This is a genomic window from Nitrobacter sp. TKz-YC01, assembly GCF_047824785.1.
Lineage (GTDB): Bacteria > Pseudomonadota > Alphaproteobacteria > Rhizobiales > Xanthobacteraceae > Nitrobacter.
Map to the genome: position 1 here is coordinate 1,064,817 of NZ_CP181167.1, position 22,193 is coordinate 1,087,009.

The 22,193-nt window shown below is 61.6% G+C and carries 25 protein-coding genes; 15 read left to right on the forward strand and 10 right to left on the reverse strand.

The genetic code is table 11. The annotated features are described in order from the left end of the window. Window positions 1-33 precede the first annotated feature (33 nt). The gene (locus ACMYR2_RS04990) at window positions 34-1,290 is read left to right on the forward strand and encodes an ATP-binding protein (RefSeq protein WP_416193786.1); all 1,257 of its coding nucleotides are present in this window, start codon (window positions 34-36) and stop codon (window positions 1,288-1,290) included. Here the strand turns inward: ACMYR2_RS04990 and ACMYR2_RS04995 are convergent. Next, window positions 1,217-2,110 (reverse strand): YihY/virulence factor BrkB family protein, encoded by an 894-nt coding sequence (locus tag ACMYR2_RS04995; RefSeq protein ID WP_347264471.1) that lies wholly within the window; start codon window positions 2,108-2,110, stop codon window positions 1,217-1,219. The genes ACMYR2_RS04990 and ACMYR2_RS04995 overlap by 74 nt on opposite strands. Before the next feature lie 144 nt (window positions 2,111-2,254). On the opposite strand from ACMYR2_RS04995, the gene ACMYR2_RS05000 reads away from it, so the two are divergent. The 5 genes from ACMYR2_RS05000 (at window position 2,255) to ACMYR2_RS05020 (ending at window position 5,886) form a co-directional block, all read left to right on the forward strand. Then, window positions 2,255-2,449 (forward strand): twin transmembrane helix small protein, encoded by a 195-nt coding sequence (locus tag ACMYR2_RS05000; protein WP_141385103.1) that lies wholly within the window; start codon window positions 2,255-2,257, stop codon window positions 2,447-2,449. A gap of 29 nt (window positions 2,450-2,478) precedes the next feature. After that, entirely contained in the window at window positions 2,479-3,051 is a 573-nt protein-coding gene (locus ACMYR2_RS05005; protein ID WP_347264472.1) for a cob(I)yrinic acid a,c-diamide adenosyltransferase, read from the forward strand. 154 nt (window positions 3,052-3,205) lie between these two features. Beyond that, the gene (locus ACMYR2_RS05010) at window positions 3,206-3,955 is read left to right on the forward strand and encodes an electron transfer flavoprotein subunit beta/FixA family protein (RefSeq protein WP_416193787.1); all 750 of its coding nucleotides are present in this window, start codon (window positions 3,206-3,208) and stop codon (window positions 3,953-3,955) included. Further along, on the forward strand, window positions 3,955-4,899 hold the full coding sequence (locus tag ACMYR2_RS05015) for an electron transfer flavoprotein subunit alpha/FixB family protein (protein ID WP_347265096.1): 945 nt from the start codon (window positions 3,955-3,957) through the stop codon (window positions 4,897-4,899). The genes ACMYR2_RS05010 and ACMYR2_RS05015 overlap by 1 nt, the downstream gene beginning before the upstream one ends. A 105-nt stretch (window positions 4,900-5,004) precedes the next feature. Continuing rightward, window positions 5,005-5,886 carry a 3-hydroxybutyryl-CoA dehydrogenase gene (locus ACMYR2_RS05020; protein ID WP_347265095.1) on the forward strand — a complete coding sequence of 294 codons (882 nt, stop codon included), beginning with the start codon at window positions 5,005-5,007 and terminating at the stop codon, window positions 5,884-5,886. Between the two features lie 245 nt (window positions 5,887-6,131). Here the strand turns inward: ACMYR2_RS05020 and ACMYR2_RS05025 are convergent, their stop codons facing one another. The 4 genes from ACMYR2_RS05025 to ACMYR2_RS05040 form a co-directional block, all read right to left on the reverse strand. After that, window positions 6,132-7,199, reverse strand: coding sequence for a GTP-binding protein (locus ACMYR2_RS05025; protein ID WP_347265094.1), 1,068 nt, complete (start codon window positions 7,197-7,199; stop codon window positions 6,132-6,134). A 206-nt stretch (window positions 7,200-7,405) separates the two neighbouring features. Next, a complete protein-coding gene (locus tag ACMYR2_RS05030; RefSeq protein WP_347265093.1) occupies window positions 7,406-7,762 on the reverse strand; it encodes a hypothetical protein in 357 nt (118 codons plus the stop codon). Between the two features lie 388 nt (window positions 7,763-8,150). Next, window positions 8,151-8,348: a hypothetical protein gene (locus tag ACMYR2_RS05035; protein WP_181410551.1), complete on the reverse strand. Its 198-nt coding sequence runs from the start codon at window positions 8,346-8,348 to the stop codon at window positions 8,151-8,153. 30 nt (window positions 8,349-8,378) lie between these two features. Then, on the reverse strand, window positions 8,379-8,546 hold the full coding sequence (locus tag ACMYR2_RS05040) for a hypothetical protein (protein WP_416193788.1): 168 nt from the start codon (window positions 8,544-8,546) through the stop codon (window positions 8,379-8,381). Between the two features lie 158 nt (window positions 8,547-8,704). Between ACMYR2_RS05040 and ACMYR2_RS05045 the strand changes: the two genes are divergently transcribed. Beyond that, a complete protein-coding gene (locus ACMYR2_RS05045; RefSeq protein ID WP_416193789.1) occupies window positions 8,705-9,937 on the forward strand; it encodes a hypothetical protein in 1,233 nt (410 codons plus the stop codon). Window positions 9,938-9,952: 15 nt separating this feature from the next. Here ACMYR2_RS05045 and tsaA read toward each other — a convergent pair whose 3' ends face one another. Together tsaA and ACMYR2_RS05055 are read right to left on the reverse strand one after the other, a co-directional pair. Continuing rightward, window positions 9,953-10,405 (reverse strand): tRNA (N6-threonylcarbamoyladenosine(37)-N6)-methyltransferase TrmO, encoded by a 453-nt coding sequence (tsaA, locus tag ACMYR2_RS05050; RefSeq protein ID WP_416193790.1) that lies wholly within the window; start codon window positions 10,403-10,405, stop codon window positions 9,953-9,955. 152 nt (window positions 10,406-10,557) lie between these two features. Then, window positions 10,558-10,974 carry a hypothetical protein gene (locus ACMYR2_RS05055; RefSeq protein ID WP_416193791.1) on the reverse strand — a complete coding sequence of 139 codons (417 nt, stop codon included), beginning with the start codon at window positions 10,972-10,974 and terminating at the stop codon, window positions 10,558-10,560. Here ACMYR2_RS05055 and coxB point away from each other — a divergent pair. The 8 genes from coxB (at window position 10,973) to ACMYR2_RS05095 (ending at window position 17,550) form a co-directional block, all read left to right on the forward strand. Next, entirely contained in the window at window positions 10,973-11,830 is an 858-nt protein-coding gene (gene coxB, locus ACMYR2_RS05060; RefSeq protein ID WP_347264998.1) for a cytochrome c oxidase subunit II, read from the forward strand. The genes ACMYR2_RS05055 and coxB overlap by 2 nt on opposite strands. A 97-nt stretch (window positions 11,831-11,927) precedes the next feature. Then, window positions 11,928-13,547 carry a cytochrome c oxidase subunit I gene (gene ctaD / locus ACMYR2_RS05065; protein WP_416193591.1) on the forward strand — a complete coding sequence of 540 codons (1,620 nt, stop codon included), beginning with the start codon at window positions 11,928-11,930 and terminating at the stop codon, window positions 13,545-13,547. 61 nt (window positions 13,548-13,608) lie between these two features. Next, a complete protein-coding gene (locus ACMYR2_RS05070; protein WP_347264995.1) occupies window positions 13,609-14,547 on the forward strand; it encodes a heme o synthase in 939 nt (312 codons plus the stop codon). A gap of 16 nt (window positions 14,548-14,563) precedes the next feature. Next, window positions 14,564-14,734 (forward strand): CoxF protein, encoded by a 171-nt coding sequence (locus ACMYR2_RS05075; protein ID WP_347264994.1) that lies wholly within the window; start codon window positions 14,564-14,566, stop codon window positions 14,732-14,734. 6 nt (window positions 14,735-14,740) lie between these two features. After that, window positions 14,741-15,385: a cytochrome c oxidase assembly protein gene (locus ACMYR2_RS05080; RefSeq protein ID WP_347264993.1), complete on the forward strand. Its 645-nt coding sequence runs from the start codon at window positions 14,741-14,743 to the stop codon at window positions 15,383-15,385. Window positions 15,386-15,480: 95 nt separating this feature from the next. Further along, entirely contained in the window at window positions 15,481-16,335 is an 855-nt protein-coding gene (locus ACMYR2_RS05085; protein ID WP_011313563.1) for a cytochrome c oxidase subunit 3, read from the forward strand. A gap of 73 nt (window positions 16,336-16,408) precedes the next feature. After that, a complete protein-coding gene (locus ACMYR2_RS05090; protein ID WP_347264997.1) occupies window positions 16,409-16,801 on the forward strand; it encodes a DUF983 domain-containing protein in 393 nt (130 codons plus the stop codon). Next, window positions 16,798-17,550, forward strand: a complete 753-nt coding sequence (locus ACMYR2_RS05095) for an SURF1 family protein (RefSeq protein WP_347264992.1) — start codon at window positions 16,798-16,800, stop codon at window positions 17,548-17,550. Before ACMYR2_RS05090 ends, ACMYR2_RS05095 begins: the two co-directional genes overlap by 4 nt. 47 nt (window positions 17,551-17,597) lie before the next feature. On the opposite strand, the gene ACMYR2_RS05100 is transcribed toward ACMYR2_RS05095, so the two are convergent. From ACMYR2_RS05100 to ACMYR2_RS05110, 3 genes are all read right to left on the reverse strand, one after another. Continuing rightward, window positions 17,598-18,215 carry a cytochrome c oxidase subunit 3 gene (locus tag ACMYR2_RS05100; RefSeq protein WP_347264991.1) on the reverse strand — a complete coding sequence of 206 codons (618 nt, stop codon included), beginning with the start codon at window positions 18,213-18,215 and terminating at the stop codon, window positions 17,598-17,600. Continuing rightward, complete coding sequence (locus ACMYR2_RS05105; RefSeq protein ID WP_416193792.1) at window positions 18,212-20,185, reverse strand: cbb3-type cytochrome c oxidase subunit I; 1,974 nt, start codon at window positions 20,183-20,185, stop codon at window positions 18,212-18,214. The genes ACMYR2_RS05100 and ACMYR2_RS05105 overlap by 4 nt, the downstream gene beginning before the upstream one ends. 433 nt (window positions 20,186-20,618) lie before the next feature. Beyond that, window positions 20,619-22,130: an ArnT family glycosyltransferase gene (locus ACMYR2_RS05110; protein ID WP_416193793.1), complete on the reverse strand. Its 1,512-nt coding sequence runs from the start codon at window positions 22,128-22,130 to the stop codon at window positions 20,619-20,621. Between the last annotated feature and the right edge of the window lie 63 nt (window positions 22,131-22,193).

Here is a 22,193-nt window from a genome sequence, read left to right on the forward strand (position 1 = left end):
GGCATGCTGGCGTGGGGTGGGGAAAGCAAAATCATGGCGCCGACATCGCGCGGGTTGCAGAAGCCGCGGAAGCCCACAAGGCGGCCGGCGAAGAAGCATGTTCCGAAGACGTCGCCGAAGCCTGTAAAGGCGAAGCGGCCGCGTTCGCAATCAACATCCGGCGTCGTCGAGGATGCGCTCGCCGCGTTCGCGCACGAGGTGCGGACGCCGCTCACCGGAATTCTCGCCGTCAGTGATCTGCTCGCCACCTCCGATCTCGGCGAGCGGGAGCGGCGCTGGGTCGAGACCATCAAGGCCGGCGCCGATCATCTCGCCAGCCTGGCGACGCTGTTCGTCGATGCGGCGCGAAGCCGCCGTTCGGCGCCGGGCGGACGGCAGGACTTCTTCGATCTGCGAGCGCTGGCGCGCAATGCCGGCGATTCGCTGGCCGGCCGCGCGACCGCCAAGGGCCTGCGCTCCGCTGTCGAAATTTCAGACGGGCTGCCCGCGTTCGTGACCGGCGATCCTGTCCGCCTGCGCGCGGCGCTGGAGAACCTCGTCGACAACGCGATCAAGTTCACCGAGCAGGGTGACGTCGCTCTCAAGGTTACGGCGTCGCGGCCGTCGGGAGGAAGAACAGGCGTGACCTTCGTGGTCTCCGATAGCGGGATCGGTCTGTCGCTCACCGAGATCAGGCGGCTGTTCCGGCCGTACTCGCAGGCCAATGTCTCGATCGCATCGCGCTTTGGCGGCGCCGGTCTCGGGCTCTCCTCGGTGAAGCAACTGGCGCGCGCGATGGGTGGAGATGTCACGGCGACGCAGCGGCGCGGCGGCGGCACCACGTTCACGCTCACCGTTCTGCTGACGCCAGCCGATGGACCGGCAGCGATCGAGCGCGGCGACGACCTCGACAGGCCGTCGGATTTCTCGGGTGCGCTCCGGATTCTCAGCGTTGAAGATAATCCGTTCGGCCGCGTCGTGCTCAACACGATCCTTACCGAACTCGGCCATCAGGCGGAGTTCGTCGGACGGGGCGAGGATGCCGTCCAGCGCATCGCCCAAGGCGGATTCGATGCGGTGCTGATGGATATGGTGCTGCCTGGAATCACCGGCATCGAGGCGATCGGGCGTATCCGTGCGCTCGGGGCGCCGGTGGGGCGCGTCGCCATCATCGGCGTGTCGGGCAGGAGCGACGATGAGGCGGCATCGCGCGCGGCCGGCGGCGATGCGTTTCTGGTCAAGCCTGTTTCTCCCCGGGCTCTAGCGACTGCGCTGCTTGAAGCGAAACACCGCGCGGCAACCGCGACTTGATGATCGCCGCGTTCAGTTCGCCGCCGAAAACGAAGATCGCGGCGATGAAATAGAGGAACACCAGCGCGATGATGACCGATGCGAGGCCGGCATACATCGTGACGTAATTGTTGGCGAAGCGCGCAAGATAAAGGCCGAAGCCGACGCCCGATATCAGCGAGGCCAGCATGGTGAAGATGATGCCGGGAATGATCTGCACGAAGGATCGCCGGCCCGCCGGCAGCCACGCGTGCAGGATCACGAGCGCCGTGAACATCGCGAGGATGGTGATGCCGTAGCGGGCGATGTTGAGCAGGCTTTCATTCGATTCGACGATCAGCGGGACGTGGCGTCTCGCGGCGGCGATGATCAACGGGCCGAGCACGATCAGGAACGCCATCGCCAGCGTCGTCACCGCGGCAACCAGCGTATATCCGATCGATTCCAGTCGCAGCCAGTACCAGCGGCGCGGCTCGATCACCGCATAGGCGCGGTTCAGGGCGACCCGCAGGCTTTCGACGCCGTTCGAGGCGAAGTAGACCGCGAGCACGAGACCGACCGTGAGCGCGTCGCCGCGCGATGTCGTCAGCACGTCATGAATTTCTCGCGACAAGGTATTGGCGACCTGATCCGGCCAGATCTGCAGCATCAGGTCCGCCGCCTGATCGGCGAGTTCCTTGGATCCGAAGAAGCCCGCCAAGGCCGTCAGGACGATCAGAAACGGGAAAAGCGCCATCAGCGCCGACAGCGCGATATGGCTGGCGATCGCCCAGCCGTCATCGGCGAGAAACGTGTAGAGGGCGTCCGTTCCGATCGTATACAGGTATCGGATTTGTCTCACGTTTCCACCTCGGCAACGTCGGGTGGCGCCTTACCGGCGCCGTTTACTATCTGATATCAATACACAAAAGCCCAGATCAACGCGCGGGGCTGAATCTCGTTGCCGGCAATGGCGCTGCCGCGGTTGCGGTGATATGTATCCACCATGACAGTATTTCTGAGCATGATTTTGGTTCCCGTCGCGGTGGCCTCGGTCGCTACCGTCCTGATGATGGGTCTGGTCAACATGATGCGCGGCGGTAGTCCCAACCTATCGCAGAAGCTCATGCGATGGCGGGTTTTTCTGCAGTTCGTTGCGATCATCATCGCGATGGTGACGATCTGGATGCTGGGGCAGTGACGGATTGACGGCCTGGCGTCGGAGGATCGATGGTCGCTCTCAACCGAATCTACACGCGCACCGGTGACGACGGCACGACCGCGCTCGGCACCGGTGAGCGGCGTCCGAAATACGATCTCCGCGTCGGCGCCTACGGGACCGTTGATGAGACCAATGCCGCGATCGGCGTGGTCCGGCTGCATCTTTCCGCCGCGCCCGATCTCGATGAAATGTTGGGCCGCATTCAGAACGATCTGTTTGATCTCGGCGCTGACCTTGCGGTGCCTCAGCGCGAGGGCAAGGCCGAACGGCTTCGCGTGCTGACCAGCCAGGTCGCGCGTCTGGAGAATGAGATCGACAGCCTCAATGCGGGGCTCCCCGATCTGACATCATTCGTGCTGCCGGGAGGGACGCCCGCCGCGGCGCATCTCCATCTGGCCCGAACGATTTGCCGTCGCGCCGAACGCATGATGGTGGAGCTCGCCGCGCGGCCCGGCGAGCCGGTCAGCGAGGCCGCCGTGAGATACATGAACCGGCTGTCCGATTTTCTGTTCGTCGCCAGCCGCTTTATGAACGCCAGGGGCGGGGGCGATGTGCTCTGGGTGCCCGGTCAAAACAGATGATCGCGAGCCGGTGGTTTCCTGGATGTGCGAGGGACGGTCGAGGACCGCGTTTTTTGGCCTTCCCGCGTTGACCACCGGAAACGGGACCTTTAGGTTCCGCGCCGAAGCTCACACTCGCAGTTGATCCAACCAACGCTCGGTTCGAGAGGGGTCGATGAAGATTCTGGTGCCGGTCAAGCGGGTTGTCGATTTCAATGTGAAGATTCGCCTCAAGGGCGACGGATCAGGCGTCGAGCTTGCCAACGTCAAGATGGCGATGAATCCGTTCGACGAGATCGCGGTCGAGGAAGCCCTGCGCCTTCAGGAGGCCGGCAAGGCCACCGAAGTCGTGCTGGTGTCGATCGGTCCCGCTGAAGCAGCGGAAACGATCCGCACCGGTCTTTCCATGGGCGCCGACCGAGGGATCCTCATCAAGTCCGAAATCCCGGTCGAGCCGCTGGCGGTCGCCAAGCTCCTCAAGGCGGTCATCGAAGAGGAGGGCCCCGGGCTCGTCATTCTCGGCAAGCAGGCCATCGATGACGATTCAAACCAGACCGGCCAGATGCTGGCGGGGCTGCTCGGATGGTCGCAGGCAACCTTTGCGTCAAAGCTCGAGGTCGATGACGCTCATTTCATTGTGACGCGTGAAGTGGATGGCGGATTGCAGACGGTCAGGTTGAAAAAGCCGGCGATCGTGACGACGGACCTGCGGCTCAATGAGCCGCGCTATGCCAGTCTTCCGAACATCATGAAGGCGAAAAAGAAGCCGATCGTGGTGCGGGCCGCCAATCAGTACGGTGTTGATATCGCGCCTCGGCTCGAAATCCTCAAAACCGCCGAACCTCCGGGCCGCAAGGCGGGCGTCAAGGTCAAGGACGTCGCCGAACTGGTGTCCAGGCTCAGGAACGAGGCCGGGGTAATCTGATGACCACGCTGCTGATCGCCGAACATGACAACGCCTCCCTCAAGGATGTGACGAGCAAGGCGCTGACCGCCGCCATTCAGCTCGGTTCGCCGGTCGAGGTGCTTGTCGCGGGTGAGAATGCCAGGGGAGCGGCCGAGAGCGCAGCGAAACTGGAAGGCGTCGCCAAAGTGCTGCTCGCGGATGACCCGGCCTATGCCCACGACCTCGCCGAGCCCTTCGCCGCGCTGATCCGCTCGCTGGCGTCGGGTTACGATGCGTTGGTTGCGCCGGCAACCTCGCGTTTCAAGAATGTGATGCCGCGCGTTGCCGCCTTGCTCGACGTGATGCAGATCTCGGAAATCATCAAGGTGGTCGCGCCGGATACCTTTGAACGGCCGATTTACGCGGGCAATGCGATCCAGACTGTCAGGTCCAGGGATGCAAGGAAGGTCATCACGGTGCGGGCTTCGGCCTTTGCCGCGGCCGGGGAGGGCGGCGGCGCTCCGGTGGAGACAATCACCGCGGTGGCCGATCCGGGGCTGTCGCGTTTCGTCGGCGAGCGCGTTGCCAGGAATAACCGTCCGGAATTGGCTTCGGCGAGGGTCATCGTCTCCGGAGGCCGCGGCATGCGAAGCAGCGCGAACTTCACCAAATATATCGAGCCGCTGGCGGATAAGCTCGGCGCCGGCGTCGGTGCGTCGCGAGCCGCGGTGGACGCGGGTTTCGCGCCGAACGACTGGCAGGTCGGCCAGACGGGCAAGGTGGTGGCGCCGGACCTTTATATCGCCGTCGGCATTTCCGGCGCGATCCAGCATCTCGCCGGCATGAAGGATTCCAGGGTGATCGTGGCGATCAACAAGGACGCGGATGCGCCTATTTTCCAGGTTGCGGATTACGGTCTGGTGGCAGATCTGTATGAGGCGGTTCCTGAACTCACGGAAGAGCTTGGAAAGCTGGACCTCTGACGATGATCCGGGGGAGTGCTGTCGGTGCAACGGACTCCCGCCGGTGGTTGTGCAAGAATGGGGTATGCCGCGATCTGCGCGGCTTGGGACCGGTGAGATGACGAAATGGCGGCAATGATCAGGAAAGTCGGCGTGATCGGCTCGGGCCAGATGGGCAACGGCATTGCGCATGTGGCCGCCCTCGCGGGGTTCGACGTCGTGCTCAACGATATTTCTGCCGATCAGCTCGACGCGGCGATGGCGACGATCAACGCAAACCTGTCCCGCCAGGTCACGAAGAAGATCATTACCGATGACGATCGCGAAAAAGCGCTTGCACGGATTTCGCAAACCGAAAATCTCGAAGGGTTGGCTGATTGCGATCTGGTGATCGAAACCGCCGTCGAGAAGGAAGACGTGAAGCGCAAGATTTTTCATAATCTGTGCGCGGTGCTCAAGCCCGAGGCCATCGTCGCGTCCAATACGTCATCCATCTCGATCACGCGGCTGGCCGCCTCGACCGATCGGCCGGAAAAGTTCATCGGCATTCATTTCATGAATCCGGTGCCGCTGATGGAGTTGGTCGAACTGATCCGGGGCATCGCGACCGGCGATGCGACCTTCGATGCGGCCAAGGAATTCGTCGCCAGGCTCGGCAAGCAGATCGCCGTCTCCGAGGACTTTCCCGCCTTCATCGTCAACCGCATTCTGCTGCCTATGATCAACGAGGCCATCTACACCCTGTACGAAGGCGTGGGGAACGTCGAGGCCATCGATGCCGCCATGCGGCTCGGCGCGCATCACCCGATGGGGCCGCTTGAACTCGCCGATTTCATTGGGCTCGACACCTGCCTGTCGATCATGCAGGTGCTGCACGAAGGGCTCGCGGACTCCAAGTACCGGCCCTGTCCGCTGCTGGTGAAATATGTCGAAGCCGGTTGGCTTGGACGCAAGAGCCAGCGCGGGTTCTACGACTACCGCGGCGAAAAACCGGTTCCGACGCGCTGAGTGCCATAAGCACGTCGCTTCTGATTGAATCGGGAGTGAAGCTTGAGATGCTGCTTTGACGCGCTTTCTTCGCTCGTGAAGAAAACGCGTCAAAACTCTAACTTAGAGCATCGGACCCGAAAGTGGGAACCGGTTTCGGGATAAATCCGATGCTCAATCAATTAACTGGAGCGGCGGCGCTGGTTCCATTTGACCGGCCGCCGCTCTAGAGCCTCGCTTCTGATTCCATCAGAAACAAAAAGGCTCTAGGCGATGCAGCTTTCGAACCCTTCGGTGATCGCCTTTTCCGGCAGATTGCGGCCGATGAAGACGATGCGGCTTTGGCGCCTTTCGTCTTCCTTCCAGGGCCGTTGATGGTCGCCGTCGAGAATCATATGCACGCCCTGGAATACGAAGCGCCGATCTTCATCCTTGAACGAAAGAATGCCCTTGCTGCGCAGGATGTTCGGGCCTTCCTTCTGCACGAGATCCTCGACCCACGGGAAAAACTTGTCCGCGTCGAGCGGCTTGTCGGTTTTGAGTGAAATCGACTGCATTTCCTCGTCGTGGTAGTGCTTGACCCCGCCATGATGGTCATCGTGCTTGTGGTCATGATCGTGATCATGGTGGTCATGGTCATGATGGTGATCGTGGCCATGATCGTGATGATGGTCGTGATCGTGACCCTTGCTTTCGAGGAAAGCCGGTTCGATATCGAGAATGCGGTCGAGGTCGAAGGCGTTGCGTTCCAGAATCTCGCTGAGCGCGATCTGCGCCCGTTGGGTTCTGTGCAACTTCGCGTAAGGATTGATGCCGCGGATGCGCGCCTCGATTTCGCTGAGTTCGTCGGGTGAGACCAGATCGGTCTTGTTGATCAGGATCACGTCGGCGAAGGCGATCTGGTTCTTGGCTTCCGGGGCGTCCTTGAGCCGGTCATTTAGCCACTTGGCATCGGTGACGGTGACGACGGCGTCGAGCTTGGTCTTCTTGCCGACATTCTCATCGACGAAAAAGGTCTGCGCCACCGGCGCCGGATCGGCGAGGCCGGTGGTCTCGACGATAATGGCGTCGAATTTGCCGTTCCGCTTCATCAGGTCGGCCAGGATGCGCATGAGATCTCCGCGCACGGTGCAGCAGATGCAACCGTTGTTCATTTCGAACACTTCCTCGTCAGCCCCGACGACGAGGTCGTTGTCGATGCCGATTTCTCCGAACTCGTTGACGATGACGGCGTATTTTCGTCCGTGCTCCTCCGAAAGGATCCGATTGAGCAGTGTGGTCTTGCCGGCGCCAAGATAGCCGGTCAGCACGGTGACCGGGATTTTGTCAGTCATTTTGTTCCTCCGCTGGTTCGCCTATATAGGCACCCAGCCTCCTTGCATCAATCATCGCGAGGGATCGTTCCTCGGTACGGATTCTCGTGGGCGGTCGCCTGCATCGCGCGCTGACGCCGATCTTGCGCGGCTGCCGGATCGTGCGGGTTTGCGCACGGGCGAGCAAAGGGCGAAGCTGAAGCTATCGAATTCCGGCTCTTTTTGACCTATTTGCGATCGGCCTCCTGCTTCGCCGGGTTCTCGGCATTCGGCTGCCCGTCATCAGGCTCGCGCGTGAGGAGTCCGGCTCCCAACAGCCCGGCAATGAAAATGTCCGGGCTCACCGTTGAAACGTGAACACCCTCCTGGAACATGCGATCAGCAACCGCTTCCATGTATTCGCGATCGCTGAGGTTTTGTTCATTCCAGCTCGACTCGCGCAGGCGGCGGATTGCATCAAACGACGTTTCGGCCTCGATCAGCAGCCCCTGGCTGGTGCGGTATCGCATCGGTTCTCTCCTTGAGACGAGTGTTTCTGCGGCTTCGATACCAGCCTTAATCACAGGCGGGCAGGGCTTGTCCATGAGGGCGATCGATCGGCACCCGGGTCACGCGGGATGTGTGTACCTTGAAATACCGCTGTCGCCAGTCGCGGCCAAATCCCGGCGCGTGGCCCTCGCCGGCGCGCCGTTGAGTGAGGAAGCCGTCCCTCCGCTGCCGTGAAGCCTTTATAGGGATCAGGTAACTTCGTTCAGACCGGCTTCGCGGTCAAACGGCAAGTTAAGTGTCGTAAACGCCGGATGCAAACCTTACCCGCGGATGGCTGATCCATCCAAAAGCGTCGGTTAAAGGCAAGGCTATGAGCACAAGCGATGAACGCTGGGAGCTACCGTCGCGCAGCGCTTTCAGCTTCCTGCAATTCGGTCGCGGTTGATCGCAAACCGGGGCGGGTGGGCGCTTTGCTGGATCAACTCAGTCGGCGAGCACAACCATTTCGCCGTCGATGACCTGATATTCGGCAATAAGCTCCGGAGTGGCTTCCGAATCGACCTTGACCTCCGCGTCAGGGAGGGTTTCCTTGACCGCGCGGACAGCCGCATCCTGGTCGGCGATGGCGACAAGGATGAATTCCCGGCGCGGCGCGCCGCTGGCGCCCCTGCCGGGCCTCACGGTGCTGATTTTCCAACCTTTGATCATAGCTCAATATGACATGGATTTGCGCCCGCGTACATATCCCGTCGGGTTCGTTCCACAACTCCCTGATGCAACCGTGGCGCGGCCGGCCTTCGCCTGCGCGCTCAAGCCGCGCGCCTCTGCAAGCTTTTCTTCGGATTCGAGTTTTGAGATCTTGCCTTGATGCGTTTTCACGCGAACCCGGTCTCCCCCGATGCCTCGCTTGAAGGGGACGTGCGTGACTTGAACGCGCCATAGCCATTGAACCCGCCGTGTCGCGATTGTAAACGTGCGGCCTTCATCTGAGAGGTCATCTGATGCCGGAAACCGCGTTGAGCGCACTCGTTGATGTCTTGAGTCGGCCGGTGCATGTCCCGAAGCCTGACCAGACTGGATCTCTCGTCATCGCGGAGCCGCCGACCCCGTTCGTGGCGCCGAGATTCGAAACGGAAGACGGAGAAGGGGGCAGCCTGGAGAAGGAGATCATTCTCATCGAGGCGTCTGCGGCGGCCGGCAAGAGCACATTGGCAAGCCAATTGTCTGCAACCCTCAAGATCCCGGTTCTCGACCTGGCCAGAGTGCCCGTTGCCGCCGGATCGCTCCATGCCCTGTTGGCCGATCTGGAGACCGCCGATAAGAGCGATCCGATGGCGGCATTTCACGAGGGGCGGCTTCCCATCATTGTCGACGCGCTTGATGAAGGCAGATTGCTGTCGAACGAGACCGGGATCGAGCAGTTTCTCGGATCAAGCGCCGAACTGTTGCAAAGCGACCGGCGAGTGACCTCAAAGCCCAAGCTGGTCATGCTGGGAAGGTTCGAGTCGATCGAGCTGGCGCGACAGCAATTTGAACGCGCCGCGCCTGAAGTGAAGCACGTCACCGCCAACGTTGAGTTCTACGACAAAGAGGGCGCCCGGCAACTGATTCACGCTTATGCCAGGGCGGCCGCCCGGCCCGGGTCGCACTATCTGAATCACCCGGATCTCGCCGAGGATTTCATCACGACATTCTTTGATGCCATCGAAGCCGCGCTCGGCCTGTCGGCTGGCGAGTTGTGGGACGACGGACGAGGCAAGGTCTTCGCGGGCTACGCGCCACTGCTTGCGGCTGTCGGGTCCATCCTGGCTGTGATCGATGATTTCGACAACGTCGCCAGGAACCTCAGGGCGAACCGGGGTCATGAGGCGTGGGGAGTCGTCGAGGCGGTCCTGTACGAGATACTGTGCCGCGAACAGGACAAGTTGCGGGACCGGCTAAGCGATCAATGCGAATCCGCGGTGCCGAACTCCGTCTATGATATAGAGGAGCAACTGACGCTCCTTGCGCAATACATCCAGTCGAAGCCGCTCGAGGGTGCCGGCCGTGTCAGGCTCTCGGCCTCCGATATGGGGAAATACCGGGCGATGGTCCAAACCTATCTGCCGCATCATCCTTTCCTGCGAAGGCACGAATTCGGAGATGCCGTGCTCGGGGCGAACGCCGTGTCGCGCGCCGTCTATCACGGCGGGACGATTTCCCGGGACCGGCTGATCAGCCTGTCGCGACAATGGCGCCAGTCGGGCCCGACGCGCGGGCGGTCGCGTTGATCGCGCAGGCGTCGGTTACGGCGTCGATCGGCCCGTCGCGGTCATCCACCATTGCGGCGCCCGAAGCTCGGTGACGGCGTCAAATGCGTCATAGGGTTTGATGTCGAGTACGGGCGTGCCGTCATAGGCGTCCAGTGCCTTGACGGTCAGAATGTTCTTGTCCCGCTTCAGCAACTTCACGACGGCCAGCCCGATCGGATTGGGTCGTTCCGGTCCGCGGGCGGAGAACAGGCCCACTTCAGGCAGGTCGGTGCGATGCCGGGGATGCGTGGTCAAGGGGACGGGCTTGCCGGCGATCTGATCCATCCAGAACAGGACGATCAGATGCGACCATTCCTCAAGTCCGGTCAGAGCCGTCGTAAGATCCTCGCGCACGACGATTTCCGCGACGATGTCCCGGCGCGATACCCGCACCTCGTTGGTGAAACGGCTGCGCACGGTCGCTATGGATCGCATGGAAATCGTCATGTGTGGTTACCGGTGCGAATGGTTGAACCGGATCTGTTGTCCGGCGAGAGGTATTGGCGGTTCATGACCTGCTGTCGCCGCCGTCCTTAACATTGCGCCAGGATCGAGCGTCACGGCAAGATCAAGGTCAAGACAAGAAAGAGAGGTCAAGATCAAGAGGTGCAATTTCGACATCCGCATCTTCTCGCGAGGATACGGCGTTGGTGGCAGGCGCGATCGAAGCCTCGCTGTGAAAGTTGCGGCAGATCTTCGCGGCCTTCAAGCTTATCGCCGATGACCAGAACTTGGTACATGGTCAAGAAAGAGTAAGAAGATTGCGGTCGCCGATCGTGCGATCGAGATGACGTATCGACGAAAAAACCGCGACGAGATGTTTGATACAGCGCAAAGATCCAATCAGTTCGCGTGAGTGAATCGCGTTCGTGGTTGCCGCAGAGCAGCATGAACGGCGCTTGCATCTTAAAATATACTCCTTTAAGAAATCGGCCGGTATGTAACGCGCTTGTTGGGCCCGTATCAAAGGCCGTCAGGTGCTGGTGCGGATTTATGACAAGGAGCGCGAGCGGCATGAAGATGTCGATGGGCCAATATGGCCGCCGGTTTGGCCGCCGGTTTCTGGGATTGGCGTTTGGAGGAGCGGCGGTTGCCGCTGGTGGAACGGCTTTTGCGGCGGGTGAGTTGGGCCAGCCGCATGCGTGGGGTTTTGATCTTCAGCAGGGCGTGACCCCTGTGATGGAGAGCGTGACCAGCATGCATAACGGGCTTCTGGTCGTGATCACGCTGATCACGCTGTTTGTGACGGCCCTTCTGGTTATTGCGATGGTGCGGTTCAACGCACGCTCCAATCCGGTTCCCTCGAAGACGACGCACAACACGCTGATCGAGGTTGCGTGGACGATCATCCCGGTTCTGATCCTGGTCGGCATTGCGGTTCCCTCGTTCCGTCTTTTGTTTGAGCAGCTTGACCTTCCGAAGGCTGACCTGACGGTGAAGGCGACCGGCAAGCAGTGGTACTGGACCTACACCTATCCGGACAACGGCAAGTTCGAGTTTGACTCGCTGCTGGCGCAGGACAAGAAGCCGCGTCTGCTTGCGGTGGACAACGAACTGGTTGTTCCGGTGAACAAGGTGGTCCGGGTTCAGGTGATCGGGGCTGATGTCATTCATTCTTTTGGAGTTCCGTCGTTCGGCATGAAGGTGGACGCGATTCCGGGTCGTCTCAACGAGACCTGGTTCAAGGCCACGAAGACGGGCATTTTCTACGGCCAGTGCTCTGAGCTGTGCGGCCGGGACCATGCCTTCATGCCGATTGCGGTTCGCGTGGTAAGCGAGCAGGAATTTGCGGCGTGGGTTGAGACCGCGAAGAAGAAGTTTGCCTCGAACCCGGCGAACGCGGTGGCGTCGGCTGCCGGCGTGGTGCAGTAGGCGTCGCGACGGGCGATTTCGACGAGGGGCGACGCCTGCGAAGGGGTCGCCCGCCGGGGTTCGAAGGACTTCAAGGGACGACAGACAGGATTAGACAATGGCAACAGCATCTGCTCACGACCATGGCCATGACGATCATGGCGATCATGCGCACCACCCGACAGGGTGGAAGCGCTTCGCGTATTCGACCAATCACAAGGACATCGGGACCATGTACCTGGTGTTCGCCATCGTTGCGGGGATCATCGGCGGCCTGATGTCGATGGGCATCCGGGCGGAACTGATGTACCCCGGCATACAGGTTTTTGATCCTGCGCATACCTACAACGTGTTTGCGACCAATCACGGCCTGATCATGATCTTCTTCATGGTGATGCCGGCGATGATCGGCGGCTTCGGCAACTGGTTCGTGCCGCTGATGATCGGTGCGCCCGACATGGCGTTCCCGCGCATGAACAACATCTCGTTCTGGCTGCTGCCGGCGGCGTTCGCGCTGCTGCTGATCTCCTCGTTCATGGAGGGTGAGCCGGGCGCGACCGGAGCGGGCACGGGCTGGACGCTGTATGCGCCGCTGTCGACGAGCGGTCATCCGGGTCCGGCGGTGGACTTCAGCATTCTGTCGATCCACCTTGCGGGCGCCTCCTCGATCCTCGGTGCGATCAACTTCATCACCACGATCTTCAACATGCGCGCGCCTGGCATGACCATGCACAAGATGCCGCTGTTCGTCTGGTCGATCCTGGTCACCGTGTTCCTGCTGCTGCTGTCGCTGCCGGTTCTGGCGGGCGCGATCACGATGCTCCTGACCGACCGTAACTTCGGCACCACGTTCTTTGCGGCCGATGGCGGCGGCGATCCGGTGCTGTTCCAGCATCTGTTCTGGTTCTTTGGTCACCCTGAGGTGTACATCCTGATTCTGCCGGGCTTCGGCATGATCAGCCATGTGATCTCGACGTTCTCGAAGAAGCCGATCTTCGGATATCTGGGCATGGCCTACGCCATGGTGGCGATCGGCGGCATCGGCTTCGTTGTGTGGGCGCACCACATGTACACGGTCGGCATGGTGTCCTCGGCGCAGGCCTACTTCGTCGCGGCGACCATGGTGATCGCGGTGCCGACGGGCGTGAAGGTGTTCTCGTGGATCGCCACGATGTGGGGCGGCTCGATCGAGTTCAAGACGCCGATGCTGTTTGCGATCGGCTTCATCTTCCTGTTCACGGTCGGCGGCGTGACCGGCGTCGTGCTGGCCAATGCGGGCGTTGATCGCGTGATGCAGGAGACCTACTACGTCATCGCGCACTTCCACTACGTGATGGGCATTGCCGCGGTGTTCGCGATCTTCTCGGGCTGGTACTACTGGTTCCCGAAGATGTCGGGCTACATGTACAACGAGACCATCGGCAAGCTGCACTTCTGGGTGATGTTCATCGGCGCCAACATCCTGTTCTTCCCGCAGCACTTCCTCGGTCTGCAGGGCATGATGCGGCGCATGGTGGACTATCCGGATGCGTTCGCGGGCTGGAACGAGATCTCGTCCTACGGCGCCTTCATCACGGGCTTCGGCGTCATCATCTTCCTCTACGGCCTGATCGACGCATTCGCGCGCAAGCAGCAGGCGGCGGACAATCCGTGGGGTGAAGGCGCGACGACGCTGGAATGGACGCTGTCCTCACCGCCTCCGTTCCACCAGTTCTCCACCCTGCCGAAGGTGCAGTAAGCAGTCATGTGAATGTGCGCGGCGCGCTCACGCGCCGCGCACCCAACAAGCGGGTAGTATCGTGTCGGTTGTCGATCAAAAAGCCGTTGAGCTGCCGCCCCGGATCTCGGAGGCGGGTGTCGCCGATTACTTCGCGCTGCTGAAGCCACGAGTGATGTCACTCGTGATCTTCACCGCGCTGGTCGGGCTGATGATTGCACCGGGCCATATTCACCCGGTGCTGGGCTTCATCGCGATCCTGTGCATCGCGGTGGGAGCCGGCGCCTCCGGCGCGCTGAACATGGCGCTGGAAGGCGATATCGACGTGCTGATGTCGCGCACGGCCAACCGGCCGATCCCGCGCGGCCGCATCACCCGCGGCGAGGCGATGGGGTTCGGTCTCACGCTGTCGTTCTTCTCGGTGATGACGCTCGGCGCCCTGGTCAACTGGTACGCCGGGGGGCTGCTCGCCTTCACGATCTTCTTTTACGTCGTGATCTACACGATGGGGCTGAAGCGGCGGACCGCGCAGAACATCGTGATCGGCGGCGCCGCCGGCGCGCTGCCGCCGGTGGTGGCGTGGGCGGCTGCGACGGGATCCTTGTCGGTGGAGCCGCTGCTTCTGTTCCTGATCATCTTCTTCTGGACGCCGCCGCACTTCTGGGCGCTGGCGCTGTTCCGCTCCGACGATTACGCCCGCGCCGGGGTGCCGATGCTGCCGGTGGTCGCCGGTCCCGACGCGACGCGGCTGCAGATCCTGCTCTACACCATCGTGCTGGTGGCGATCGCCGCCGCGCCCTGGCCGCTCGGCTACTTCGACTGGATCTATGGCGTCACCTCGCTGATCCTGGGCGCCGGCATGCTGGTGCTCGCGATCGAGGTCTATCGCCATCGGACCGGAAGCCAGGCGCTACGCGCCACGCGGCGGCTGTTCGCCTTCTCGATCCTGTATCTGTTCGCGCTGTTCGCCGTTCTGCTGCTCGATGTGGTCGCGAAGGCCGTCGCGCCGTTGATCTGGTAGAGGGGCGCATGAACCGATGGACAGCAACCACAAGCCGGACGGAGACCGGATCGTTCTCACCGAAGCTCAGAAGAAGCGCCGGCGCGAACGCTCGATCGCGATCGCCTGTGCGCTCGGCGTCCTGGTCCTGCTGTTCTTCGCGGTCACCTTCATTAAAGGGCCGGGCGTTCTCGTCCGTCCGGTGTGATTGAGAATGACGGACGCGCCGCAACACCCGCAGCAATCCGCGGTCCCGGCTTCGCCGAAGGCTGCGCCGCGCATCGGCCGCGATGTGAAGATCGGCGCCGCCTGCGGCCTGGTGGTCGCGTTGATGCTCGGGGCGGCCTATGCGTCGGTGCCGTTCTACGACTGGTTCTGCCGCGTCACCGGGTTCAACGGAACCACGCAGGTGGCAGGGAGCGCGCCGCGGGCGGAGCCGCTGGCGCGCACGGTGACGGTGCGTTTCGACTCCAACGTCTCGGGCGGGCTGCCCTGGAAGTTCGAGGCGGAACAGACCGCGATAGAGGTCCGGATCGGCGAGGTCACCACCGTGCATTACGCCATCACCAACGAGTCGGCGTTGCCCACGACCGGACAGGCCGCGTATAACGTCACGCCGCTGGCGGTCGGATCATACTTCACCAAGATCAACTGCTTCTGTTTCACCGAGCAAACCCTGGCGCCCGGTGAGAAGCGGGAGATGGCCGTCGTCTTCTATGTCGATCAGGCCTTCGCCGCCGACAGCGAGTACGACGGCGTCAACACCATCACCCTGTCCTATACCTTCTTCCCGGTGAAGAATGCCGCGCCCAGGCCGGTGGCGGCAAACGAGCCGGACAGGCCAGGGGGAAGCATCTGACCTTCGAGGGCCGACGCGTTCGTCAACGGCGCGTTTTGTTGTGAGACCAATAGGTGCCCAATACCGCCGGCACCGCTAAGGGAGAGAGACCGCAAATGGCTACGGCGCAAGTCAAGCACGATTACCACCTGGTCGACCCGAGTCCGTGGCCGATCGTAGGCGCGACCGCGGCTTTCATCATGGCCGTGGGCGCGATCCTGTGGATGCATCATATGACCGCGGCCGCGCCGATCATTTTCGGCATCGGCGTGGTCGGCGTGCTCTACACCATGGCGAGCTGGTGGGCGGATGTGATCCGCGAGGCCGAGCACAAGGGCGATCACACCCGCGTGGTGCAGATCAGCCATCGCTACGGCATGATCCTGTTCATCACCTCCGAGGTGATGTTCTTCGTCGCCTGGTTCTGGGCCTTCTTCAACTCCGCGCTGTTCCCGGGCGACCCCGTGCATGTGACGCGCGAGGCCCTGTTCGGCGGCGTCTGGCCCCCCAAGGGCATCCAGACCTTCGATCCCTGGCACCTGCCGCTGCTCAACACCCTGATCCTGCTGACCTCGGGAACCACCGTGACCTGGGCCCACCATGCCCTGCTCAATGGCGACCGCAAGGGTCTGAAGTGGGGCCTGATCCTGACCATCGCCCTCGGCGCCATCTTCACCTGCGTCCAGGCCTATGAGTATCAACACGCGGCCTTCAGCTTCGCCGGCAACGTCTACGGCGCCACCTTCTTCATGGCGACCGGCTTCCACGGCTTCCACGTTCTGGTCGGAACGATCTTCCTGATCGTCTGCCTGTTCCGCGCCAATGCAGGGCACTTCACGCCCTCCCAGCACCTCGGCTTCGAGTTCGCCGCCTGGTACTGGCACTTCGTCGACGTGGTGTGGCTGTTCCTGTTCGTCTGCATCTATATCTGGGGCAACGGCGCCGCCGCCATGGCCCACGCCGCTCACTGAGCGCCACCCCGGAAAAACAACCAACACAAAGGGCGGCCATATGGCCGCCCTTTCTCTTTGGGAAGACTTAAGGATGTCTAATTTTCTCGCTCGGCCGACCTTATCCGAGACCATCCTGCGCGGAATCGCCTGCAAATGCCCGCGTTGCGGCAAGGGGAAGCTCTTTTCCGGATTCCTGACGCTGCGGCCCGCCTGCGATCGCTGCGAGCAGGATTACTCCTTCATCGATGCCGGCGACGGACCCGCAGTGTTCATCATCCTCATTGCGGGATTCATCGTCGTCGCAGCCGCCCTCGTCGTGGAAGTTAAGTATCAGCCGCCCTTCTGGATCCACGCAGCGCTTTGGATCCCTCTTGTTCTTGCTGTTACCTTGTGGCCGTTACGCGCGATGAAATCGCTTTTGATCAGCCTCCAGTTCCATCACAAGGCTGCCGAGGGGCGTTCAGTCTCTCGTCATCACGCATGAGCGCCGCCGCCCGTCGCCGCAGCGCCGGTTTCGGTCTCGGCCTCGTTATGATGGCCATGGTTGCTGTGCTCGTTAGTCTCGGTGTCTGGCAGTTGCAGCGCGGCGCCGAAAAGCGTTCGCTGATTGCAGGACTCACCGAGAGATTGGCTGCTGAGCCCATCACTTTGCCTGAGCCGGCGGACTGGGCGACATTCTCGCCGGCCAGGGACGAGTTTCGTCGGGTGAGTTTTTCGGCGATCTACGAGGGGCCCGACGCGATGGTTTACAGCTCTGGTTCGGGAGTGCGCTCGGACGTTGGATTGGGCACATGGGCATTCCTGCCCGCTCGACTGAGCAACGGCAGAACGCTCGTTGTTAATACGGGATTCGTGCAGAACACCATGCAGGATCGCAGCCAGCAGGATCACGCCGTGAAACCTCTGGTGACTGGCCAGCCCCTTTCGATGACCGGCTATCTTCGCTTTCCGGAAAAAACCGGCGCGCTGACTCCGTCCTCCAGCCGCGACAAGCGGCTGTGGTTCTCGCGCGACACAGGCGCGATGGCACAGGCCCTCGGCTGGGGAGACGTTGCACCGTTCTATATCGACCTTGAGAAGCCGGCGCCTGCGAGCGGCGTTCCGAAGCCCGGACCGCTCGATGTGCATTTGAAGGATGATCACATCCAGTACGCCATCACCTGGTTCGGTCTTGCCGCAGCCGTGCTTTTTACGTTCGGCTTTTGGTGGCGCAGCCAACGCCGCGCGACGTAGCACGCGCGAAAGGTAGATTCTTCGGAAGATTGCGGCGCCGCTGCGAGCTACAGAAGCCTCGGCAGGTAAACCAAGGCGACGATGCCGATCCAGACGATCACGAGGAAATGCCAGAACAGGCCTAGCCGGTGCAGGCGGGAGACTGCTGCCGGGGTCGGCCCGCGCCATGCGAGTTCGCCGACCAGCAAGGCGATCCACACCAGGCCGAGGCTGACGTGAGCCCCGTGGGTGCCGACCAGCGTGAAGAATGCTGAAAGAAAGCCGTTTCGCCAAGGACCGGCATCGGCGGCGGCCATGCCATATAGCTCCGAAATTTCCGTGGCGACAAAGCCAAGCCCGAACGTGAAAGTCAGTCCCAGCCAGATGATCGCACGCCGACGTTGTCTGGCTGCCGCCGCGACGCTGGCGAAGCCGAAGGTCGCGCTGCTCGCCAGCAGCAGCATGGTTTCGGCGACGATGCGGGGGAGCCGGAACAGGGTGCGTTCGGTCGATCCGTCCGCGGTATCTCGTGCCATCGTGATGAAAATGGCGAGCAGCAACGCGAAGATGATCGCGTCGCTTATCAGGCAGAGCCGGAAACCGCAGGTTTTCTCATCGAGTGCGCGCCGGGCTGTTTCAGCGTCGGTTTCATCGCCGTGATCGGCGGTGATGAGGGTATCCGTCACGTCGGCGCCTCTCGTCCGAGCGCCGGCGAGATGACGCGGCGGCTTTCGATCGCTTCGACGTCGCTCGCGGGGAGGCGCTGGCCGGCATGATCATGAAACGTCTGCGAGAGCACCGCGGCCAACATGCCGAGCCCGCCGACAGCGGCCAGCCACCAGATGTGCCAGATCATTGCAAAGGCAAATACGAAGGACATCGCGCCCAGCATGATGCCGGCGCTGCTGTTGCCGGGCATGATGATGTCATGGAAGCGTACGGGTCCGTGGTCGGTCGTTCCGGCCTGCTTCATGGTCCACCAAGGATCGATGCCCTGCACGGGCGGCACAGCGGCGAAGTTGTAGGCCGCCGGCGGGGAGGCGGTCGCCCATTCGAGTGTCCGGCCGTTCCATGGATCGTTGCTTGAGGCCGCAAGCGTTTTGCGGTCGCGGATGCTGACGGCGATCTGGATGGCCAGAAAAGCGGCGCCGCATACGATGAAGAGGGCGCCCGCCTGGGCGGCGATGAGATAGGGCTGCCACTCGGCGACATCACTGCGATTGAGACGCTGCGGCATGCCCATGAGGCCGAGGATATACAGCGGCATGAAGGCCAGACCGAAGCCGACGAGCCAGCACCAGAAGGCACGGCGACCCCATTTCTCCTCCAGCCGAAAGCCGAATGCCTTCGGAAACCAATACTGATAGCCGGCGAAATAGCCGAACAGCGCGCCGGGGATCAGCAAGTTGTGGAAATGTGCCACCCGGAAAGTGGTGTCGTGGATGCCAGCCGGCACAACCGCGAACAAGAATCCCGTAATGCCGCCTATGAGGAACGTGACGATATACCCGAGCGTAAACAGCATCGGGACCGAGAATCGCACCTCGCCGCGATAGATCGTGAGCGACCAGCAGACGATTGTCACGATGGTCGGCACGGCGATGAGCGGAGCTGCGCGGCCAAAGAAGGCGCTCACGTCGGCAGCCGAGCCGATGGTCAGAAAATGGTGCGTCCAGACGACCAACGCCAGCGCGGTGATCGCGATCATGGAATAGATGAGAGCCGCATAGCCGTACAACCGCCGTCCCGAGAATGTCGCCACGACTTCGGAATAGATGCCGCAAGCCGGCAAAATCAGGATGTAGACGTGCGGATGCCCCCAGATCCAGAACAGGCTGACATAGTTCGCAACGCCGTCGCTGCCCGCAAAAAATTGCATGCCGAGATGACGGTCGAGACCAAGCAGGGTCGCGGCAACGATCAAGGCCGGATAGGCAGTGATGATCAGGATGCTGGTGCAAAGCGCTGTCCAGGTAAACAGCGGCATCGCCATCAATTGCATGCCGGGCGCGCGCCGCTTGACGATCGTGACGAGAAAACTGATTCCCGCCAGTATGGTGCCGATGCTGCTGAGCAGGACTGCCCAGATCCAGTAATCGACGCCGACGTCCGGGCTCAACTGAATTCCCGATTGAGGCGGATAGGCGGTCCAGTAGGCGGACGAGAAGCGGCCGACGACGAGCGAGATCATCACCAGCGCCGCGCCTGACACTGTCAGCCACAGGCCCGCCGCGTTCATGAACGGAAATGCGACCTGGCGCGCACCGATCTGCTGCGGAACGACGATGCTGACCAGACCGAGTACGAACGGCATCGCCACGAAGAACATCATGATGGTGGCATGGGACGTGAAAATCTGATCGAAATGGTCCGGTGGCAGATAGCCGTGCGGTTCGAATGCAAAGGCCTGCTGGGTGCGTATCATCAGAGCGTCGATGACGCCGCGCACCAACATGATCAGCGCCAGGATCACGTACATGATGCCGATCTTCTTGTGGTCGACGCTCGTCAGCCATTCGGACCACAAATAGCGCCATCGACCGAGCCATGTGATGAGCGCGGCCACGCCCAGCCCGCCGCATACGACGGTCAGCGCTCCTGCCATGGCGATGCCGCTGTAAAAGGGCAGGGCGTCAATCGTCAGCTTACCGAGCATATCAATTGGTCTTCGAACGGGGAGGGGCCGCAGCGCGATCGGTGACAAATCAGACGGCGCATACCCCAGTCTTGCGAGAGTACCGGGTAGGGTTGCGAGGTCAATTGAAATCGCGGGCCGCGCCGCCGCATGAACAAATGGCTATTTATGATATTGAAAAAACTCATGAATCGCTATGAGGCGGTGACCGGCCCGACAACGAATACCGCTGAGCCGCGCACCGAACGGGTGAATGAGAACTGCGTTTGGGTGCGGACCATAATCGCTCGGACCCGGGGCTGGAGCCTTTCCGCTTCTGATAGAATCAGAAGCGGGCTCTATGATTGTGATTTGGAGCGTTTTCTTCACGCGAACCGGTGTCCATCCTCGGGTCGAGCCCGAGGACATGCTTCGTTTGAAAACGCTCTAACATCGCTCGTGAAATCTGCCCGCTTCACCCCGAAGGGATAATCTTGATGATGTTGTAGCGAGTCTTGCCTGAGACGACGCTATTCTTTTCGATCAGCCGCAGTTCGGGCCTCGTTTGAAGTAGGGCACGCTGATGCTCGGGACGCAGAACTGCGATGGCGGGGACGTTCAGTTCGGCCAGCTCATTTAACGCGATCGCGCTTATCGGTCCCTGCACGTAAACCAGCATGTTAAGATCGGTTGAATCTCCGCCTGCGACGTAGAGCGGTTTCGGATCTCTCTTGAGGGCGGCGTCAATGGCCTGGCCTGCCAGCCGGCTTTCCTGAAACAGGTGCGGAGCGACGGGCATCACGATCCAGCCTCGGAAGAGCAGGCCGCCAAAGATCATACAGGTCACGGCCAACGCAGGCGCGATGACTCGAGGGCGGCTGTGACGCCAGTTCTCAAACATCAGCCCGCAAATCACTGCTAAGGTCATGGTTCCCGGCATGGCATAACGCGCGGCGACTTTGCCCGGCCAGAACAGCAGAACGAGGGTGCACGCGACAGAGTAGAGGATCGCGGCAAGCAGCAGGTCATCTCGCGTATCGCGTCGGCGATCTCGCCACTTGTCGACGGCGATCATGATTGCAGGACCTATCAGGATGGAGCCCGGCAGAAATTCGATAGCCAGGCTCTTGGCGAAATCCAGGTGCCCGAGAACCGTCGTCAGGCCGTCGGTCGTCTGCGTCAGACGGGAATGAGCTTTCCAGGTATCGGCGTCGCCTGGCTGATAAACGAGGCCATACCAGCCGCCGATGACGACTCCGGCGCCAATGTGCGCCGCGATGAATCCCGGAATCTGATCACGCTGTCTCAAGAGGATGTAAGCGCCAACACCGAGCGTGAAGTAAGCGACCTCCTGCGGTCCCTTGGTCAGGCCGGCGAGGGCGATCAAAACGCTGATACAGAGCCATCGTCCGGGAGTCACGCCTTTGTCACGCGTCCCATGCCACCAGATGCAGAACGCGCTGAACAGCAGGACCGAAAGGACGATGTCGGGTTCTGCATTGATGAATTTGGGCGCGACGACGGGCATGCTGATCCAGCAAAGCGCGCCGAAAATCGCAGCGCTCTTGCCGGTCATGGATCTGAGCAGGCTGTAGATCAGCAGCGCTCCCGCAAGGAAAAAGCAAAGGTGGGGGATGCGCAGTGACCATAGCGTGACGCCCCCTGTTGGTTCACCGAAGAAGGCGGCGAGCCAGGACAGTAAAACCGGCCGCTCCGCAAATCTCTCGCCATAGATGAAGGGGGTCAGCCAATGGCCATCCTCGACCGCGCCTCGCGCCATGGCGATGATCCTGCCCTCCTCGAGATTGGAGGCGCGGATGATCGTGGCCGGTACAGCCTGAACGCAGAAGAGACCGATGACCCATAGAATGGGCCATCGTGACCTGTCCAAATCGGAAAATTTCGCAAGAAGCCATGCGCCGGGGACGAAAACCCTGTCCCACAATTGGCCGGCAGCCGAACGCCCGCTGGCTTCGTCCAAACGCATTGTGTTCCTTCTGAACCCATGTCCTGGATGGCCCCACCCCGGAGGCTGCAAACAGCGTGGAAC

Bases quoted from the DNA above. Each gene is read 5' to 3' on its own strand.
- ACMYR2_RS05075 (WP_347264994.1), top strand. From the start codon at position 14,564: ATGGACAGCAACCACAAGCCGGACGGAGACCGGATCGTTCTCACCGAA.
- ACMYR2_RS05090 (WP_347264997.1), top strand. From the start codon at position 16,409: ATGTCTAATTTTCTCGCTCGGCCGACCTTATCCGAGACCATCCTGCGC.
- ACMYR2_RS05020 (WP_347265095.1), top strand. From the start codon at position 5,005: ATGGCGGCAATGATCAGGAAAGTCGGCGTGATCGGCTCGGGCCAGATG.
- ACMYR2_RS04990 (WP_416193786.1), top strand. From the start codon at position 34: ATGGCGCCGACATCGCGCGGGTTGCAGAAGCCGCGGAAGCCCACAAGG.
- ACMYR2_RS05030 (WP_347265093.1), bottom strand. From the start codon at position 7,762: ATGGACAAGCCCTGCCCGCCTGTGATTAAGGCTGGTATCGAAGCCGCA.
- ACMYR2_RS05095 (WP_347264992.1), top strand. From the start codon at position 16,798: ATGAGCGCCGCCGCCCGTCGCCGCAGCGCCGGTTTCGGTCTCGGCCTC.
- ACMYR2_RS05085 (WP_011313563.1), top strand. From the start codon at position 15,481: ATGGCTACGGCGCAAGTCAAGCACGATTACCACCTGGTCGACCCGAGT.
- ACMYR2_RS05110 (WP_416193793.1), bottom strand. From the start codon at position 22,130: ATGCGTTTGGACGAAGCCAGCGGGCGTTCGGCTGCCGGCCAATTGTGG.
- ACMYR2_RS05010 (WP_416193787.1), top strand. From the start codon at position 3,206: ATGAAGATTCTGGTGCCGGTCAAGCGGGTTGTCGATTTCAATGTGAAG.
- tsaA (WP_416193790.1), bottom strand. From the start codon at position 10,405: ATGACGATTTCCATGCGATCCATAGCGACCGTGCGCAGCCGTTTCACC.
- ctaD (WP_416193591.1), top strand. From the start codon at position 11,928: ATGGCAACAGCATCTGCTCACGACCATGGCCATGACGATCATGGCGAT.
- coxB (WP_347264998.1), top strand. From the start codon at position 10,973: ATGAAGATGTCGATGGGCCAATATGGCCGCCGGTTTGGCCGCCGGTTT.
- ACMYR2_RS05080 (WP_347264993.1), top strand. From the start codon at position 14,741: ATGACGGACGCGCCGCAACACCCGCAGCAATCCGCGGTCCCGGCTTCG.
- ACMYR2_RS05025 (WP_347265094.1), bottom strand. From the start codon at position 7,199: ATGACTGACAAAATCCCGGTCACCGTGCTGACCGGCTATCTTGGCGCC.
- ACMYR2_RS05055 (WP_416193791.1), bottom strand. From the start codon at position 10,974: ATGCCGCTCGCGCTCCTTGTCATAAATCCGCACCAGCACCTGACGGCC.
- ACMYR2_RS05000 (WP_141385103.1), top strand. From the start codon at position 2,255: ATGACAGTATTTCTGAGCATGATTTTGGTTCCCGTCGCGGTGGCCTCG.
- ACMYR2_RS05105 (WP_416193792.1), bottom strand. From the start codon at position 20,185: ATGCTCGGTAAGCTGACGATTGACGCCCTGCCCTTTTACAGCGGCATC.
- ACMYR2_RS05015 (WP_347265096.1), top strand. From the start codon at position 3,955: ATGACCACGCTGCTGATCGCCGAACATGACAACGCCTCCCTCAAGGAT.
- ACMYR2_RS05005 (WP_347264472.1), top strand. From the start codon at position 2,479: ATGGTCGCTCTCAACCGAATCTACACGCGCACCGGTGACGACGGCACG.